This is a genomic window from Thermococcus henrietii (assembly GCF_900198835.1).
Taxonomy (GTDB): Archaea; Methanobacteriota_B; Thermococci; order Thermococcales; family Thermococcaceae; genus Thermococcus; species Thermococcus henrietii.
On record NZ_LT900021.1, the window covers coordinates 938,414 to 952,543 of the forward strand.

General features: G+C 55.1%; 18 protein-coding genes. 5 read left to right on the forward strand and 13 right to left on the reverse strand.

What is annotated here, in order from left to right:
• Positions 1–19: 19 nt before the first annotated feature.
• From CS910_RS05195 to hypA, 9 genes are all read right to left on the reverse strand, one after another.
• Complete coding sequence (locus CS910_RS05195) at positions 20–1,387, reverse strand: ATP-binding protein (RefSeq protein WP_099210047.1); 1,368 nt, start codon at positions 1,385–1,387, stop codon at positions 20–22.
• Between the two features lie 73 nt (positions 1,388–1,460).
• A complete protein-coding gene (locus CS910_RS05200; RefSeq protein WP_099210048.1) occupies positions 1,461–1,934 on the reverse strand; it encodes a hydrogenase 3 maturation endopeptidase HyCI in 474 nt (157 codons plus the stop codon).
• Entirely contained in the window at positions 1,931–2,419 is a 489-nt protein-coding gene (locus tag CS910_RS05205; protein WP_158523805.1) for a putative toxin-antitoxin system toxin component, PIN family, read from the reverse strand. The genes CS910_RS05200 and CS910_RS05205 overlap by 4 nt, the downstream gene beginning before the upstream one ends.
• The gene (locus tag CS910_RS05210) at positions 2,416–2,745 is read right to left on the reverse strand and encodes a hypothetical protein (RefSeq protein ID WP_099210050.1); all 330 of its coding nucleotides are present in this window, start codon (positions 2,743–2,745) and stop codon (positions 2,416–2,418) included. Before CS910_RS05210 ends, CS910_RS05205 begins: the two co-directional genes overlap by 4 nt.
• Before the next feature lie 69 nt (positions 2,746–2,814).
• The gene (locus CS910_RS05215) at positions 2,815–3,510 is read right to left on the reverse strand and encodes a PH domain-containing protein (protein WP_145955364.1); all 696 of its coding nucleotides are present in this window, start codon (positions 3,508–3,510) and stop codon (positions 2,815–2,817) included.
• A 517-nt stretch (positions 3,511–4,027) separates the two neighbouring features.
• Positions 4,028–4,189, reverse strand: coding sequence for a hypothetical protein (locus tag CS910_RS11880; RefSeq protein ID WP_158523807.1), 162 nt, complete (start codon positions 4,187–4,189; stop codon positions 4,028–4,030).
• 130 nt (positions 4,190–4,319) lie between these two features.
• A complete protein-coding gene (locus CS910_RS05220) occupies positions 4,320–4,586 on the reverse strand; it encodes a UPF0175 family protein (RefSeq protein ID WP_099210052.1) in 267 nt (88 codons plus the stop codon).
• Between the two features lie 74 nt (positions 4,587–4,660).
• Entirely contained in the window at positions 4,661–5,398 is a 738-nt protein-coding gene (locus tag CS910_RS05225; RefSeq protein ID WP_099210053.1) for an Mrp/NBP35 family ATP-binding protein, read from the reverse strand.
• The gene (hypA, locus tag CS910_RS05230) at positions 5,395–5,814 is read right to left on the reverse strand and encodes a hydrogenase nickel incorporation protein HypA (protein ID WP_099210054.1); all 420 of its coding nucleotides are present in this window, start codon (positions 5,812–5,814) and stop codon (positions 5,395–5,397) included. The genes CS910_RS05225 and hypA overlap by 4 nt, the downstream gene beginning before the upstream one ends.
• Before the next feature lie 109 nt (positions 5,815–5,923).
• On the opposite strand from hypA, the gene CS910_RS05235 reads away from it, so the two are divergent.
• Complete coding sequence (locus tag CS910_RS05235) at positions 5,924–6,805, forward strand: cation diffusion facilitator family transporter (protein WP_099210055.1); 882 nt, start codon at positions 5,924–5,926, stop codon at positions 6,803–6,805.
• On the opposite strand, the gene CS910_RS05240 is transcribed toward CS910_RS05235, so the two are convergent.
• Positions 6,747–7,667: a hypothetical protein gene (locus tag CS910_RS05240; RefSeq protein WP_145955365.1), complete on the reverse strand. Its 921-nt coding sequence runs from the start codon at positions 7,665–7,667 to the stop codon at positions 6,747–6,749. The genes CS910_RS05235 and CS910_RS05240 overlap by 59 nt on opposite strands.
• Positions 7,668–7,697: 30 nt before the next feature.
• Positions 7,698–9,368, reverse strand: coding sequence for a radical SAM/SPASM domain-containing protein (locus CS910_RS05245; protein ID WP_099210057.1), 1,671 nt, complete (start codon positions 9,366–9,368; stop codon positions 7,698–7,700).
• 161 nt (positions 9,369–9,529) lie between these two features.
• Between CS910_RS05245 and CS910_RS05250 the strand changes: the two genes are divergently transcribed.
• Both CS910_RS05250 and CS910_RS05255 read left to right on the forward strand, forming a co-directional pair.
• Entirely contained in the window at positions 9,530–10,012 is a 483-nt protein-coding gene (locus CS910_RS05250) for a GbsR/MarR family transcriptional regulator (RefSeq protein ID WP_099210058.1), read from the forward strand.
• A gap of 55 nt (positions 10,013–10,067) precedes the next feature.
• A complete protein-coding gene (locus tag CS910_RS05255) occupies positions 10,068–10,784 on the forward strand; it encodes a sulfite exporter TauE/SafE family protein (RefSeq protein WP_099210059.1) in 717 nt (238 codons plus the stop codon).
• On the opposite strand, the gene tdt is transcribed toward CS910_RS05255, so the two are convergent.
• Both tdt and CS910_RS05265 read right to left on the reverse strand, forming a co-directional pair.
• Positions 10,753–11,775, reverse strand: a complete 1,023-nt coding sequence (gene tdt, locus CS910_RS05260; RefSeq protein WP_099210060.1) for a TDT family transporter — start codon at positions 11,773–11,775, stop codon at positions 10,753–10,755. The genes CS910_RS05255 and tdt overlap by 32 nt on opposite strands.
• A gap of 43 nt (positions 11,776–11,818) precedes the next feature.
• Positions 11,819–12,136, reverse strand: a complete 318-nt coding sequence (locus tag CS910_RS05265) for a NifB/NifX family molybdenum-iron cluster-binding protein (RefSeq protein ID WP_099210061.1) — start codon at positions 12,134–12,136, stop codon at positions 11,819–11,821.
• Between the two features lie 124 nt (positions 12,137–12,260).
• On the opposite strand from CS910_RS05265, the gene CS910_RS05270 reads away from it, so the two are divergent.
• Positions 12,261–12,956: an FmdE family protein gene (locus CS910_RS05270; protein ID WP_099210062.1), complete on the forward strand. Its 696-nt coding sequence runs from the start codon at positions 12,261–12,263 to the stop codon at positions 12,954–12,956.
• Positions 12,946–14,127, forward strand: a complete 1,182-nt coding sequence (locus tag CS910_RS05275; RefSeq protein WP_099212436.1) for an iron ABC transporter substrate-binding protein — start codon at positions 12,946–12,948, stop codon at positions 14,125–14,127. Before CS910_RS05270 ends, CS910_RS05275 begins: the two co-directional genes overlap by 11 nt.
• Positions 14,128–14,130 lie beyond the last annotated feature (3 nt).

Genomic DNA, 14,130 nt, shown 5'->3' on the forward strand with positions numbered 1-14,130 from the left:
TGGAAATCACTAGTTTACCTTAAATTCTCTCGAAGTCCTTTAGATCCCAGACCAAAAAGCCCTCTTCCCTCAGCTTCTCTTTCCCTTCAACGCTCTTAGCAACAAGCCCGTAGCTCTTCTCCCAGTCCTCAAGCCCCACCAACTTTGCTTTCCTCTCTAGGTCCTTCAGAATTCCCCGCGCTTCCCTTTCGCTCAGTTTCTTCCACTTCACCTCAACGAAGAGCGCCCGCTTTTCCCGCTCGTTCAAAGCGACCAAATCAATCTCCTCACCCTTGCGCCACCATCTACCGATTTTTGTGAAGCGGAACGGAAGCTCCCCTCTTCTGTTCAGCTCGATTAGGAACTCCCTCGCAATTTGCTCGAAAACGAAGCCGAGGTACTCGTTGAAGTTCCGCTTAATGTCGTCAATAACGTCAATCCCCATTTCGATTTCGCTCCTCCGCGGATAGACGAAGCGGAACCAGAAGTTGAAGAGGTTGTCCGCTATGCGGTAGCGCCCCCGCTTTCCGCCGGTTACGGGCAGTTCCTCGGTAACGTAGCCCATCTCCTGGAGGACGAGCAAGTACTTGCCAAGCGAGTTCTTCTCTATCCTCGCCCTGTCCGCTATCTCCCCGAAGCGGGTGTAGCCGAGCGCTATCGCCCTGAGGATTGAGAAGTAGCGCGAGACGTCGCGGAGCTCCTCCTTGAGGAGGTATTTCGGCTCGTCGTAGTACTTGGCGCCCTTCGAGAGGAGCAGAAATCTGAGGTTGTCCCAGAAGTCAAGCTCGGGATTGTAGTCGGCCCAGTACTGGGGAACCCCACCGAAGACGGAATAGACGTAGACCGCCTCCTCCGTGCTCAGCGGGTGGAACTTCCTGACCTTAAAAAAGCTCATCTCCTCGACCTTCCACGCTCCGGTTCTCCGCCCGTATATCGGGGATTTTGCCGAGAGAATGCCCTCCATGAATGAAACCAGCGAGCCACAGAGAACGAGCATTATCTTCGTCTTCGAAAGGTGCAAATCCCAGTACTTCTGAAGGACGCTAAGGAATTCCCTGTGGGCCTTGGCCACGTACTGAACCTCGTCTATCACCACGACGAGCCTCTCCCCGCTTTTTCCCGCGAGGTAAGTGAAAAACGCTTTCCAGCTCTGGAGCGGATTCTCCCGCAGGAACGGGTCGTTGAAGTACTCCGCCAATCTCTCCGAGAAATCCTCTAAGATGGTCTCGCTCTCCTCCGCGAGGAGATAAACTCCCCCGACCTCCGAGAGGAACCGTTGAAGGAGGTACGTCTTGCCTATCCTCCTCCGGCCGTGGAGGATTACCAGTTCTGGCTTCCCCGAGGCGTACCTCGACCTCAGGAACTCGAGCTCGCTTTCGCGATCAATGAACTTACTCGTGAGTATCATACTTGTGAGTACGTTTTATGGCTTATAAACTTTGGGGCTTGGAGTTGATGTGGTATCGTGGGTCCCGCTGGGGCTACTTCTTGTGGAGAATCCCCGCTAACAGCTCCGCCAATCTCTCGGCGCGCTTCCTTATCAGCTCGCTCGGCTCCTGAAAGAGGCCCGTCGAGCCTGGCTGACAGCCTATGAGCACGAACTCAGCGTTAACCATCGTCTTCATGAACTGGGTGACGAACTTCAGCGGAAGTCCGTGCGTAGAGATGGCCTCGCCGAGAGTCCCCTCTGGGTCGGCTATGATGTACTCGCCGACCTCACCGCCGAAATCAACGGCATCGACGAGGACGACGAGGTCGGGCTTAAAGTTCGCTATCTTCCCAGTGTAGTTCTCAGGAACCTCGCCACAGTTCAGCACGAGGACGTTGGGGTTGTCCAGCAACTCCTTCAGCCTCTCCGCCACAAGCACGCCGAAGGCGTCGTCCCCCCTGATGTCGTTTCCAATTCCGCAGACCACGACCCTTTTCGCGTTCTGGAAGAGTTCTTCGAGGTTCATTGACTACCCTCCCCAACGAGCTTCTTTTTTCTCAACAGCTCGATAAGCTCAAGGCCCGTTACGACGTAAATTTTCGTGTTTTCAACTTCAATTTTCATGCTTTCGTTTCTCATATCGAGAAGGTCTCGGTCGTAGGTAACTATGGCGAACGCATCGCCCTCAACTGCGACCTCAATCCACTTGTCATCGCTTTCATCTCTGCACAGTTTGACCTGCTTTTTTGGCGTGACGAACTGGCTGTGCTCTTCAATAAACCTTAAAACCCTCGTGGGGTTCTGGAGAGGAACTTTGGAGCTTTTGGGAACCTTTGAGTACAGTGCCGTTATCTTCGGGTGCGCGAGCTTGTACCTAATCTCCGCTACGGTTTCGGAAGAAGCGTAGTTTATGAGGATTCCCCGGCGGATTAGCTCTAAAATGAATGCAACGGCGTTCCTTTTCGGGTTTTTGCTGAGGAGAAACGATATCAGGGCCGATGTCTCAATCACAACTCCAAGCCCATGGCCTTTAGCTTTCTCTCGATTTCCAGCCATTTTCTGATGTCCTCCTTGACCTCGATGAGGAGTTCGCTGAGGCTCTCTGGGGCGTCTTCCGTCGGCTCCTCAACCTCAAGGCCTTCAACGGCCTTTTCCTTTTCAGCTTTCTCAAGTCTCTCAAGGTTCTCTTTCCATTCGAGATACTTGAGGAGTTCCTCAACGGTAACGCCGAGAGAACTGGCGAGCTTTAAAACTATCTCGGAGATTAAAACCCTCTTCTCCCGGTCTTCAAGGAGTCTTTCAACGGTGTAAACTTCAGAATTAATGACCTCGCTCATGGTCCCACAGGGGTCGTTTTGACACGGGCGTATTTTAAGGTTGCGATTGGGAACCGGGAGAAAGAAAAGTCAGATGGCCTCTGCCCCGTGCTGTCTCAGAAGGTTGTAGATGTGCGGGGCGGCGTCGGTGTAGAGCGTGAACTTCTTGCCCCTTGCCTTGAACTCAAGGTAATAACCGCCGAGAAGGGCCTTTTTGAGCTGAAGGAACTTTATCTCGCTCAGCGGAATGTCCTCGTAAACTTCACCGATTCCTGCGGCCCTTAAAGCGGCCTTTATGGCGACCGTTGCAACGTAGCCCCTCAGCCTGTACTTGCCCGTGAGCTTGAGCCTCTTGTTCGTTATCACGAGGTTTCCGACGCGCTCCTGACTCATCGCCCCCATCTTGAAGCGGACTTCACCGCGGTAGAGTTCCTTTTCGGGCTCTTCCGCCGAGACGGTAACCTTCTCGACGGTTTGAGGCACTTCAATCGGCTTCGCCTCTGCGAAGCGCTCCGCTTGCTCTTGAGTGGCTTTGGCGACCGCTCCGGTTTCGGCCTCGTAGGCTTCAACGACGGCCTTGAGAAGGAAGTAGTGGAACTCAAAGAGGTATTTGAAGAACTTAACGTCGCCGACGACAAACTTATCGCGCTCGTCGAGCATTTTGCGGGCTTCGTTGAGTAGCTCACGCATTTTCTCCACGTCGCCGAGGTAGAGTGCGTCGCAGGCGCGGGCGGCGAATTTTAATGCCTTCAACATTATGGCAATATCATGTAATGGCTTAGGCACTACTTCTTGGCCAATAACATCTTTTAGAACTTCTTGGGATTTCCACCCTAAAAGATCTCTTGTTAATTTTGAAGCGAAGATGTTCATGCCTTCCAACTCTTTCGTAGCGAGTTTGAGATTTGAAGCAGCGTTCTCAAAATCTCCCTCAGCTAATGCCAAAATTGCTTTGCTAATAGTTGGCCGTAGAACATCAATATAAGCCTGTTTCCAAGATTTTTTAAACTGTGCTAACATTTTTGAAACGTCTCCACTACAGGCTTGTTGCACATCTTCAAGAAGCTCTTTTTCTCGCTTCTGTGCTTTCAATAACTTAGCCTTAGCTTGAGAATAGCTACGATGTGCGTCATACCAAAGGAAGGGGAATGTAAACCAAAATGATGAAAGAGCTACTGCCACTATTAAAACGCTGAGATTGTTTATAGATTTGATGAATAGGTAAGCACCTAACGCCCCAAGAGGTGTCGTTATTAGTGTCCATCTTTTAAATCTTTCAACATCCTTTTGATGAAATTCCACATCATGCTCTAGTTTCTCGCGTCTCTCTCTCCTCAGCAGCTTTTTTGGCAATATTTAGGCAGTTGTTAATTTTAGTAAAGTCAATTTGTGGAGCTTCTTTTACCCGCTCCAGCTCAGCTTTCATCTTCTCAAGAAGAGCGTCGAGGTTGACGTTGGCCTGCAACGACACACCACCCGAAGAAGTAGGGCGTGAAGATATTTAGGGGTTTCGGCTCGGAGCCTCTAAAAACGTTCTTTATTCACACGATGAATTCCAGTCAGGATTATAAGTGGCACTCCTTTATCTATGGTGGTCAAGAGATACAGGCAGAAGACGACAATTCCAGACCCTCTATGGTCTCTATATCCGCCTCTGCCTCATCCTTCGTGTAGTTTATTGGCACGTCCCTCTTTCTCAGTTCGTAAAGGAATTCCCTCAGACTCAGGCCCGCAAATTCCGCGGCCTTTCCGAGGCTCAGCCTCCCCTCGCGGTACAGTTCTATGGCCGCGAGCAGAAGAAGCTCCCTCTCCGGTTTCGGGCCGAGGAACTCGCGAAGCGTGGCAGGGGTGACACCTTCCATGCTCTCACCTGAAGTACAGTCTCCGGAGGAATATTTAGGGATTTCGCCCCCTGAAACGAATAGAAAAAGAAAGCTCACAGCTTCTCCGCAAGCTCCCTGATTTTTTCAGCGAACTCCGTCTTCATGAGCTCCTCGACGTTTCCAATCTTTGCGTCGAGGTCAGGATAGAAGGGTATGCCGATGAGGTACGGGACGTTGTAGCGCTCGGCGAGCTTCCTGACGTCGCTCTCGTCAAGCCCCTCCGAACGGAGAACCATGTTCTCGACGACGCCGAGGACCTTGTGCTTCTCCTCGAGGAGCAACTGTATGAGCTTCTCGACGACGTTGAGGGCGAGCTTCGACGGGGTTGCAACGACGAGGAACTCACCCCTCTTGAGGAAGCGGAGGACATCCAACAGCTGGTCGCCGAGTCCAGGTGGCATGTCGATGACGAGGTAGTCAAGCTCGTCCCAGCGGGTTATCGTGAGGAGCTCGATGAGGGCGTCGCTTATCTCCTTCCCGCGGAGAGGTGTGGGTCTGTTCTCGGTGTAGTAGGCGATGCTCATGAACTTTATCCCGTGGACAGTCGGCGGGACAACGCCTTTGTCCTCCTCCGGGAACTCCTTCGGTTCGAAGCCGAGAATCACGTGGTCGCTGGCTCCGTGGAAGTCAAGGTCAAGCAGGCCGACCTTATAACCCTTCTCGGCCAGAGCTAAAGCGAGGGTCGTCGAGATGAGCGATTTTCCTACTCCCCCCTTCCCGCTGACGACGGGGATTATCCTCTTGACATTCTCAAGCCTCGCGCTTATGGCTATCTCGCGCGGGTCAATCATGCCTCTCCCTCCTTCTCAATCATTATCCCGGCGACGTAAACGCCCCTTCCCTGGACGACCTCAAAGTCGTGGCTCCCGCACTTCGGACAGGCAAGAAACGCGTGGACGACATCAGGAATGAAGTGGATGTCCTCCTTTATGCGCTCGTCGAACTGGTCCTTGACTTCCTTGAGCTTCCAGGTGTGCCCGCAGTTGCGGCACTTGAAGACCGCCTCTTCCTCCTCGAAGATTATCTCGGCCCCCTCGGCAATCGTTCCCGCGAACATCTGCTCCATCGCGAACTTCACTATGTCCTCTGCAACGTCCTGGAGTTCGCCGAGAACGACTTTGACTGCCTTTACTCTCTTCGCCCCCTCCCTCTGGGCGTAGTTCAGAACTGTCCTGACTATGGCATCCGCCAGCGCCCACTCGTGCATGGTATCACCGACGGAAATTGGCGTGCCACCTTAAAAATGGTTGGGTTTGAAACCGGTGGTGTGCAGACAAATTTATTAACGGTTCGATGGAACTCTCCACGGTGGTGGGATGGGACACGAGCACGGGCACGGGCTTAAAAGGAATCTAGCAATCTCAATCGCCCTGAACCTCACGATAACCATCGCAGAGGTAATCGGCGGTCTCATCTCGGGCAGTCTGGCGCTCCTGAGCGATTCGCTTCACAACTTCAGCGACAGCATGAGCCTGCTCGCGAGCTACTTCGCCCTAAAAATCGCCGAGCGAAGGCCCAACGAGAAGTACACCTTCGGCTACAAGAGGGCCGAAATCCTCGTGGCCTTTATCAACTCCGCCGTCTTAATCGGCGTTTCGCTCTTCCTCGTCGTCGAGGCCTACAGGCGCTTCAGAAACCCCCGGCCGATTGACACGACGGTAATGCTCCCCGTGGCGGTCCTCGGCCTAATCGCGAACCTCCTCTCGGTTTTCCTCCTCCACGAGCACGCCCACGGCCTTAACGTCCGCTCCGCCTACCTTCACCTTCTGAGCGACACCCTCTCGTCGGTGGCCGTCGTGATTGGTGGTTTGTTGATTCGGTTCTACGGCGTCGAGTGGGTTGACCCGCTCGTTACAGTTTTGATAGCGCTCTACATTCTCCGCGAGGCCTACGAGGTGCTGAGGGAGAGCGTTGACGTCCTGATGGAGGCATCGCCGGAGCTCGACCTTGAGGCGATAAAGGCCGAGCTGGAATCGATTCCCGGCGTTAAGAACGCCCACCACTTCCACGCCTGGTGGGTCGGTGAGAGTGGGATTCACTTCGAGTGTCACCTATCTGTTGAGGACATGCCCCTGAGCGAGGCGCAGAGGATTATAGACGAGGCCGAGGAGAGGCTTAGGAGATTTGGGATAACCCACGTTACGGTTCAGCTTGAGGTTGACCGGTGCGAGCCCGGTCTGCTGTGCCCAGACGCCTGAAGAGGAGCGCGTAGCTCAGCGGGCCGAGGATGGCCTCCCCGAGCACGCCGGTGAGTTCGAGCAGGACGTCGTAGACTATCAACCAGAACGCCAGAAAGCCGAGCACAGCCTTTCTCTCGTCACCGTTGAGGGAGGCGAAGAAGAGGACGAGGGCGAGCGTTCCAACTGCATCGGTGGCGAGCGGTGGGAGAACCCTGGGGAGAAAGGCGAGGGCCGTGAAAATCGTCGCCCCCGAGATGAAGCCGGCCGTGAATGGACGCGACGGCGTGAGGGGAACGTCCCTGCTCCCGAACTTCTTGGCGAGGAGGAAGAGCGCGAGGGCAGATAGAAGGGCAACCGAGTACTGACCCGGGGAAGGGACGTAGCCGGTGAGGTGCGCGAAGGCAAAGGCGGAGGTGCAGAAGGCGATTGTGGCCAGAAGGGCCCCGCGTTTCCCGATGAGGGGCCTTCCACGCAGTTCGGGGTAGAGAAGCTCCACTATCAGAATCGGGAGGGCCATGCTCATCGTGGCGTGGTAAGCCGTCAGGAGAACGGCCCAGCTCGTGTTCACGCCGAAGACCCTGCCGTAGTCCTTAAGAACTCCGAGGTCGGGCCAGTTCGGGTCGAACCACGAGCGGATTACGAGCCCTTCCTCAACGACGCCGTAGAGGGCGCCGAGGAGCATGAGGCCGACCTTTCCCCGGCCGAGCCGTATCCACGCCTCGCGAATCAACAAAACGCCGGAGCCGTAGAAGAGCCAGAGGAGGGGAAAGGAGAGCGGTTGGACTACAAGCTGGATAGGGTGCGTTGAGCCACCGAGGACCTCGGCCAGGAAAGGTGAGAGGAAGGTGAGGAGTAACACAGCTCTGGTCTCTTGTCTCATGCGTTAAACTTCGCCCTTCCGGTTAAAGCTTTATGCGTGAACCTCTTGGCTTCCGTAGACCTCCGCGAGACCCTTCTCAATCGCCACCTCAACGGCCCGGTAGTAGCCTGGAACGTAGAGGCTCGGTCCGCGGAGAACGACCGTCTCGTCCACCCAGTTGAGCTCGGTGAGGGCCTTCGGCTTTCCGTGCTTAACTATCTCCTCCCAGAGGCGTCTGTTGATAACGCACCCGGGGTCGTCGCCGGCTAGATCCAGCGTGTAGTGGTAGGCCCTCGCGCGGCAGCCCCCGCAGATGTACTTGTAGGGGCACCGGCCGCACTGGCTCTCCCAGCTATCCCTGTCGCGGAGGAGGTTGAATATCCTGCTGTTCTCCCATATCTCCTTGAACGGTCTGTGCCTGACGTTTCCAACGGGGAGCGGGAGGAAGACGCAGGGTATCACTGTTCCGTCGGGCTCGATTCCCGCGTAGATCCTGCCGGCACCGCAGCCGCCTATGAACTCGGCGAGCGTCTTCACGGAGTTGTCCTCGCCTATGTAGAAGTGCGCCGGCGTGACGCTCTTTCCCTGGCTCATGAGCAGGGTAACGCGCGCGTACTGCGGCGCGGTCGTCAGTATCTCGAGCTTCCTCTTCTTCATCTGCTTGTAAACCTCTTTCATGAACTCCTCGCGCTCCTCGGGAGAGAGGTCCACCTTGACCATGTCCTCCGCCCTTCCCGTGGGCACGAGGTTAAAGAAGATGACGCGCCTCACGCCTATGCTCTCGGCGAGGTCGAGTATGTCGTCTATCTCCTGGTAAGTCTCCTTGTCCATTATCGTGGCCATTCCGTGGCTGAGCCCCAGCTCAACCGCGTTCTCCAAGGCCTTCACCGCGTGCTCCCACGCCCCCGGGATTCCGCGGAACCTGTCGTGCTTCTCCGGCTTCGCCGAGTCCACACTGACCTCGACGTACTTTATTCCTGCCTTGATCGCCTTTTCAAGCTCCTCCTTCTTGGCGAACATCCAGCCGTTGGTTGCCACCGACGTGTGAATTCCCCTGCTCGACAGCTCCCTGACGATTCTGAGGAAGTGCGGGTGTATCGTCGGCTCGCCGCCGCTTATCGCAACCGCCGCGACGCCGGCCTTGTCGAGCTGGTCAACGAGCATCAGCTTCTCCTTGAGGGATAGCTCGCTCGCGAGCGGTTTGTCTGCCCTCTGGTAGCAGTGCTGGCAGCGGAAGTTGCACATGTTGGTGAAGTTCCAGACTATAAGGAACGGCCCAGCAAGGCGCTGGGGGACGGTGACGCCGTACTTCGCTATGCCCTCGAGGACGACCCAGATTCCGCGCCTTATGTGGGGGTCCCTCAGCAGGGCCTCCTTGACGGCCTCCTCGTCGCCGTGGGCGAGCTTTATGCCGAGCTTGAGCAGGAGCTTTATCGTGTCCGCCTGGAAGCGGACCATCATCGGCGCGTTTATGCTCTCGCCCGCGTAGATGCTTAGCGCCCAGTACAAAGCAGGGAGCTCGCGTCCGTTGATTTCATACTTCTTCAGAGTCGGCTTTATCAGCGCCCTCGCTATCGGGTTTCCGAGGATGAGTTTGAATGCCTTCAGTGCCGTGGTTACTTGATTTCCCCCGCCTTCGCTGGATTCGACCTCCTCTTTGACGTCTGCGGATGGATTCATTGCGTTTGGAAACGGCTCCTTTATCGTTTTCGGAGCCTTCATTTTCCCACCTCCGGTGAATAATATCTCCAATGGGTGTTTAAAGTTTTCGGAAATATCAGGAATTTCTGACATAAACGTTAGCCTTTAATGGGTTTTGCTTTCATGAGTCAAAGGAGGTTTTATAAGCAAGTAAACCGTAGTACAAATCTGGGTGGAACACGATGGGTGACGAAAAGACTTTCGTCAGACTTATTGAGAAAATAATGATTCGTTGGGGTTACTCCCACGTTGAGGGCAAGCTGTATGCGATGCTTCTCCTAAGTGAAGAGCCCCTTACGATTTCTCAACTCGTTGAGAGAACTGGGTTTAGTCGTTCTGCAGTTTCTACTGCTCTCAATCGCCTCGTTCGTGATTATCTGGTTGAAGTTAGGAGGCGGGGTAGAATAAAGTACTTTACAGCCATCCCGGCATTTTTTGAAAAGTTCCTTGAGCAACCTAAGAACCTGCTTGAGAAAGAAGTTCTCCCTCTTGAGGAGGCGGTTAAAGGTTTACTGTCCTCTGACCCCCCAGAGGGTACGAAACATCGTCTTAAGGCAGTCCTTGCCGAGCTCAGACTTCTTGAGTACTCCCTTCTTCGGCTTATGGAGATTGAAGCGGATGAACTCAGGAAGCATTACCTGACTGATGAAAAACCTTTTAAATGAGGCTCTTCTCATTTTCTTCGGGTGACCTAAAACGAACTACCCGGAGTTAGCGCTCATAGCCTTCATCCTGAGCGTCGTCTTTTCGATAGGTGGCGTCGGTTCGGCCATAGCCATAGTTCCGGTTATGGGATGGCTGGGAGTACCCCTGATGAGCGCCAAGCCGACGGGGCTGTTCATAAACGTCCTCTCGATGCTTTCAGCGACCGTCAAGAACCTGCGGGCGAAAAAGCTTGACGTCCGCTTCGGCCTGCCGATTCTCGTCACCGCGACTTTAGCTTCGCCCCTCGGGGCCTACTCCGGGAGGTTCATACCGCACCGCGTCGTTTTAGCTGTCTTCGTGGCTTTCCTCCTCTACTCGGGGACGATGATGCTCTTCTTCAGGCCGAAGGGGAGGGAAAGGAAGGGTAACCACATCGTTGAAAGCTCGCTCATCGGTGGAATTGCTGGCTTCCTCGGCGGTCTCCTCGGCGTCGGCGGAGGCGGGATAATCAGCCCGGCCCTAATCCTCCTCGGCTACGAGCCGAAGAAAGTCGCCAGCACTACCGCTTTAATAGTGTTCTTCTCCTCGCTGAGCGGTTTTCTGACCTACTGGAAGCTCGGAACCCTTGACTGGGAGTTGCTACTCTGGGTCTCCCTTCCAGCAATACTCGGTGGCTGGCTCGGAACTCACCTGATGCACTTCAAGATGAGCTCGGCTCAGGTAAAAAAGGTGATAGGGGTCATAATGTACGTTATAGCCCTCAAGACGCTCCTCGTCGCGCTGGGCTTCTGAAGACGAAGTTCCTGAGCGTTAAGGCTCCGGTAACCAGCCACATCGCCAGCAGGAGCCAGTAGAGGGCGAAGCCGAAGTCGGTTATCGCGTTTATCCCGAAGGTCGTCCCGACCTTGAAGGTCGCGCTGACGTAGGCGCCGAAGGGGAAGATGAAGGCCCACCACGCGAGGCTGTAGGGCAGGTTGAGCTTCCTGATGTAGTGGAGCGTTAGTATTACCGCCATGACGAACCACCAGACGCCAAAGCCCCAGAAGATTAATCCGAACGCCAGGAACGGCTCCTTCACCTTTAGGAAGTCGCTGGCCTTCACGAGGGCGTAGAGCGTGCTCGTCCCGGCTCCTATCGGTCCGAGGTTAATCCAGATTGACGGGGCGATTCCACAGGGCATCGGCTCGTGCTTTATGAAGCGGTAGAGGACTATCGCGAAGAGGGCCAAGTAAAGGAAGAAGCCCGCGCCCCAGGCGAAGTAGTTGATGAAGGCCATCAGCTCCTTCACGGTTCCCGAGGAGAGCGCCATGAGCTTCGCCCCGCTGATGGGGATTACTATGAGTCCGACAGGTGGAATGAACCAGGCCGGCGTTATGTTCTTGGTGTCTATTCTATCTCCTGTGAAGACGATGTAGGGAATCAGGAAGGCGAAGAGCAGGACGAAAGGAACGCCGAAGAGCCAGAAGGCCCAGGCGAGCCTTTCATTTCCGAAGATGAAAAGCCAGTCCGCTGAGAGAACGAGAGCCGCGACGCCTATCGTGCCGTAGAAGTTGCCGAGGACCGGGTGGTAGAGGTCCTTCAGGGCCTCCTCGCGGTACTTTACCCACCTCAGAGTCCACGGAATCAGGAGGACGAGAAAGAGGAGCGTGTTGAGGTAGACGAGGAACTCCGCGAAACCGTTTAACGCCGAAAGCCTTGATGAGTAGGCTTTGCTGACTAAAGCCAGCGCTCCAGTTCCCATCACGCTCGCGAACCAGCTTGGGGCGAAGTCCTTAACTCCCATACGACCACCAAAGAAATGAAAAAAAGTTCATTTAAAAAGTTTTTCAATCCTTCCCCTCGAGAAACGCCTTCACGACCTCTACCGCCCTGCCTTCGAGTCCGGTGACAACGCTAATTCCAAGGCTCTGGAAGTGTGCGAGGGCCTTTCTGCCGACCCTGTTGGCAAGAACGACATCGACGTTTTTCTCCTTTAGAAGTCTTGGGAGCTCCCCCGCTTCGTGCTCTTCCGGCAGTTCTATCAGTTCGGCTCCGTTGAGCATACCCTCCTTTACGGAGAATACGGCAAAGTACCTCGCCCGCCCGAAATGCTCGCAGATTTCACCCTCGAATGAGGGCTCCTCGACGGGAATCGCTATCCTCATCCCAACCACCAGAATCATGAACGTGTTTTCACGTAAAAACCTGTCGGTTTAAAATGGGAGGTTGATAACATCAATGAACCAAAACCGTTAAAAGCGTGTTACCATTTTTGGATTTGGTGATACGATGCTGACCCTCAACAGGCTTGTTGAGGCCAGGGATTACGAGGGAATCCTGCGCTACGCCAGGGAGTTCCACGGACACGTCTGCCCCTACCTCGCGCTCGGAATCAGGGCCTCGATTATAGCGATGGAGGAGCTCGGCGTTGGGCGGCTTGACTACGAGGGAAGCGTTGATGAAAGGATCCTTGCAATAGTGGAGAGCAACAGCTGCTTTGCCGACGGCGTTCAGGTGACGACCGGCTGCACCCTCGGCAACAACTCGTTGATATACCTCGACCTCGGTAAAACGGCGCTCACACTCGTTAAGCGCTCGGACTGGAGCGGTGTGAGGGTCTATGCCGACGGTGAGAGGCTACGGAAGTACTACCCTGAAGAGGCCACCGAGCTCTTCAACAGGGTCGTGAAGGAGCGAAAGGGGACAGAGGAGGAGAGAAAGCGCCTCTGGGAGCTCTGGGAGGAGATCGCCCACAGGATGCTGCACCTTCCAAGGGGTGAGTTTAAAATAGAGCGCGTGAAGGTTAGACCCATAGAGCCCGCCCCGATTTTCGATAGCGTTCGCTGTTCAAGGTGCAACGAGCTTGCAATGGCGAGCCGGATTGTTTACCGCGACGGAAAATCCTTCTGCCTGAAATGCGCCGGCGAGAAATACTACGCCGTTATAGGCAGGGGCATCGTGGAGGTGAATGGAGATGGGGTTTGACTGGAGGAAGGTTCTGGCGGTCTTTCTCGTCGTTCTGGCCGTCTCAATGGCCGGCTGTATAGGAACCTCGACGTCGAGCTCAACCAAGCCAGTCAGCTCCTCCCCAACGGTAACGAGCTCAACCGCGAGCCAGGGCTACATCACCGTCACCGACATGCTCGGGAGGACGGTAAAGGTTCCGGCAAACGTAACACGGGTCGTTGCCGTTGGACCGGGAGCTTTGAGGATACTCGTTTATCTCAACGCTACCAAAGACGTCGTCGGAATCGAGGAGTTCGAGAAGCGCTTCCCCTACGGGAGGCCCTACATCCTGGCCCACCCCGAGCTTCTCAAACTGCCGGTCATCGGCCCGGGTGGTCCCGGAAAGCTCCCTGACATGGAGGCCCTGATTAAGGTCCATCCGCAGGTCATCTTCATGGTTTTCGTGAGCAGGCAGACCGCCGATGAGGTTCAGCAGAAGACGGGAATCCCCGTCGTGGTCCTCAGCTACGGAACGCTGAAGAACTTCACAGACCCGGTCTTCTTCAAGTCGCTCCTCCTGGCCGGAAAAATCCTCGGAAAGGAGAAGAGGGCCGAGGAGGTCATAAAGTTCATCGAGGAACAGCAGAGCTACCTTGAAAACCTCACGAAGGGCCTGAAGAGTCCGAGGGTTTACGTCGGCGGAATAGGCTTCAAGGGCGCCCACGGGATAACGAGCACCTTCACCGACTACGCGCCCTTCACGGTTCTGGGCCTCGACAACATAGCGGCCAACCTTACGAGCACCAACTACGGCTGGGTGCAGGTGGACAAGGAGTGGCTCCTCAAGGAGAACCCGGACTACATCTTCATCGACGAGGGTGGTTTGAAGATAATCCTCGACGACTACAGGAGCAACCCCGACTTCTACAACTCGCTCAAGGCCGTGAAGGAGGGCCACGTCTACGGAGTCCTGCCCTACAACTTCTACAACACCAACATCGGAATCGCCATAGCCGACGCCTACTATATCGGAAAGGTCCTCTATCCAGAGCGGTTCAAGAACATCGACCCAGTTAAGAAGGCGGACGAAATATTCACGTTCCTCGTCGGGAAGCCGGTTTACGGCGAGCTCGCCAAGGAATTCGGCGGGTTCGGAAAGATAGACCTCGCCAGCGGAAACGTCACCTACGGCCTTCCAACGAACCCGTGATGC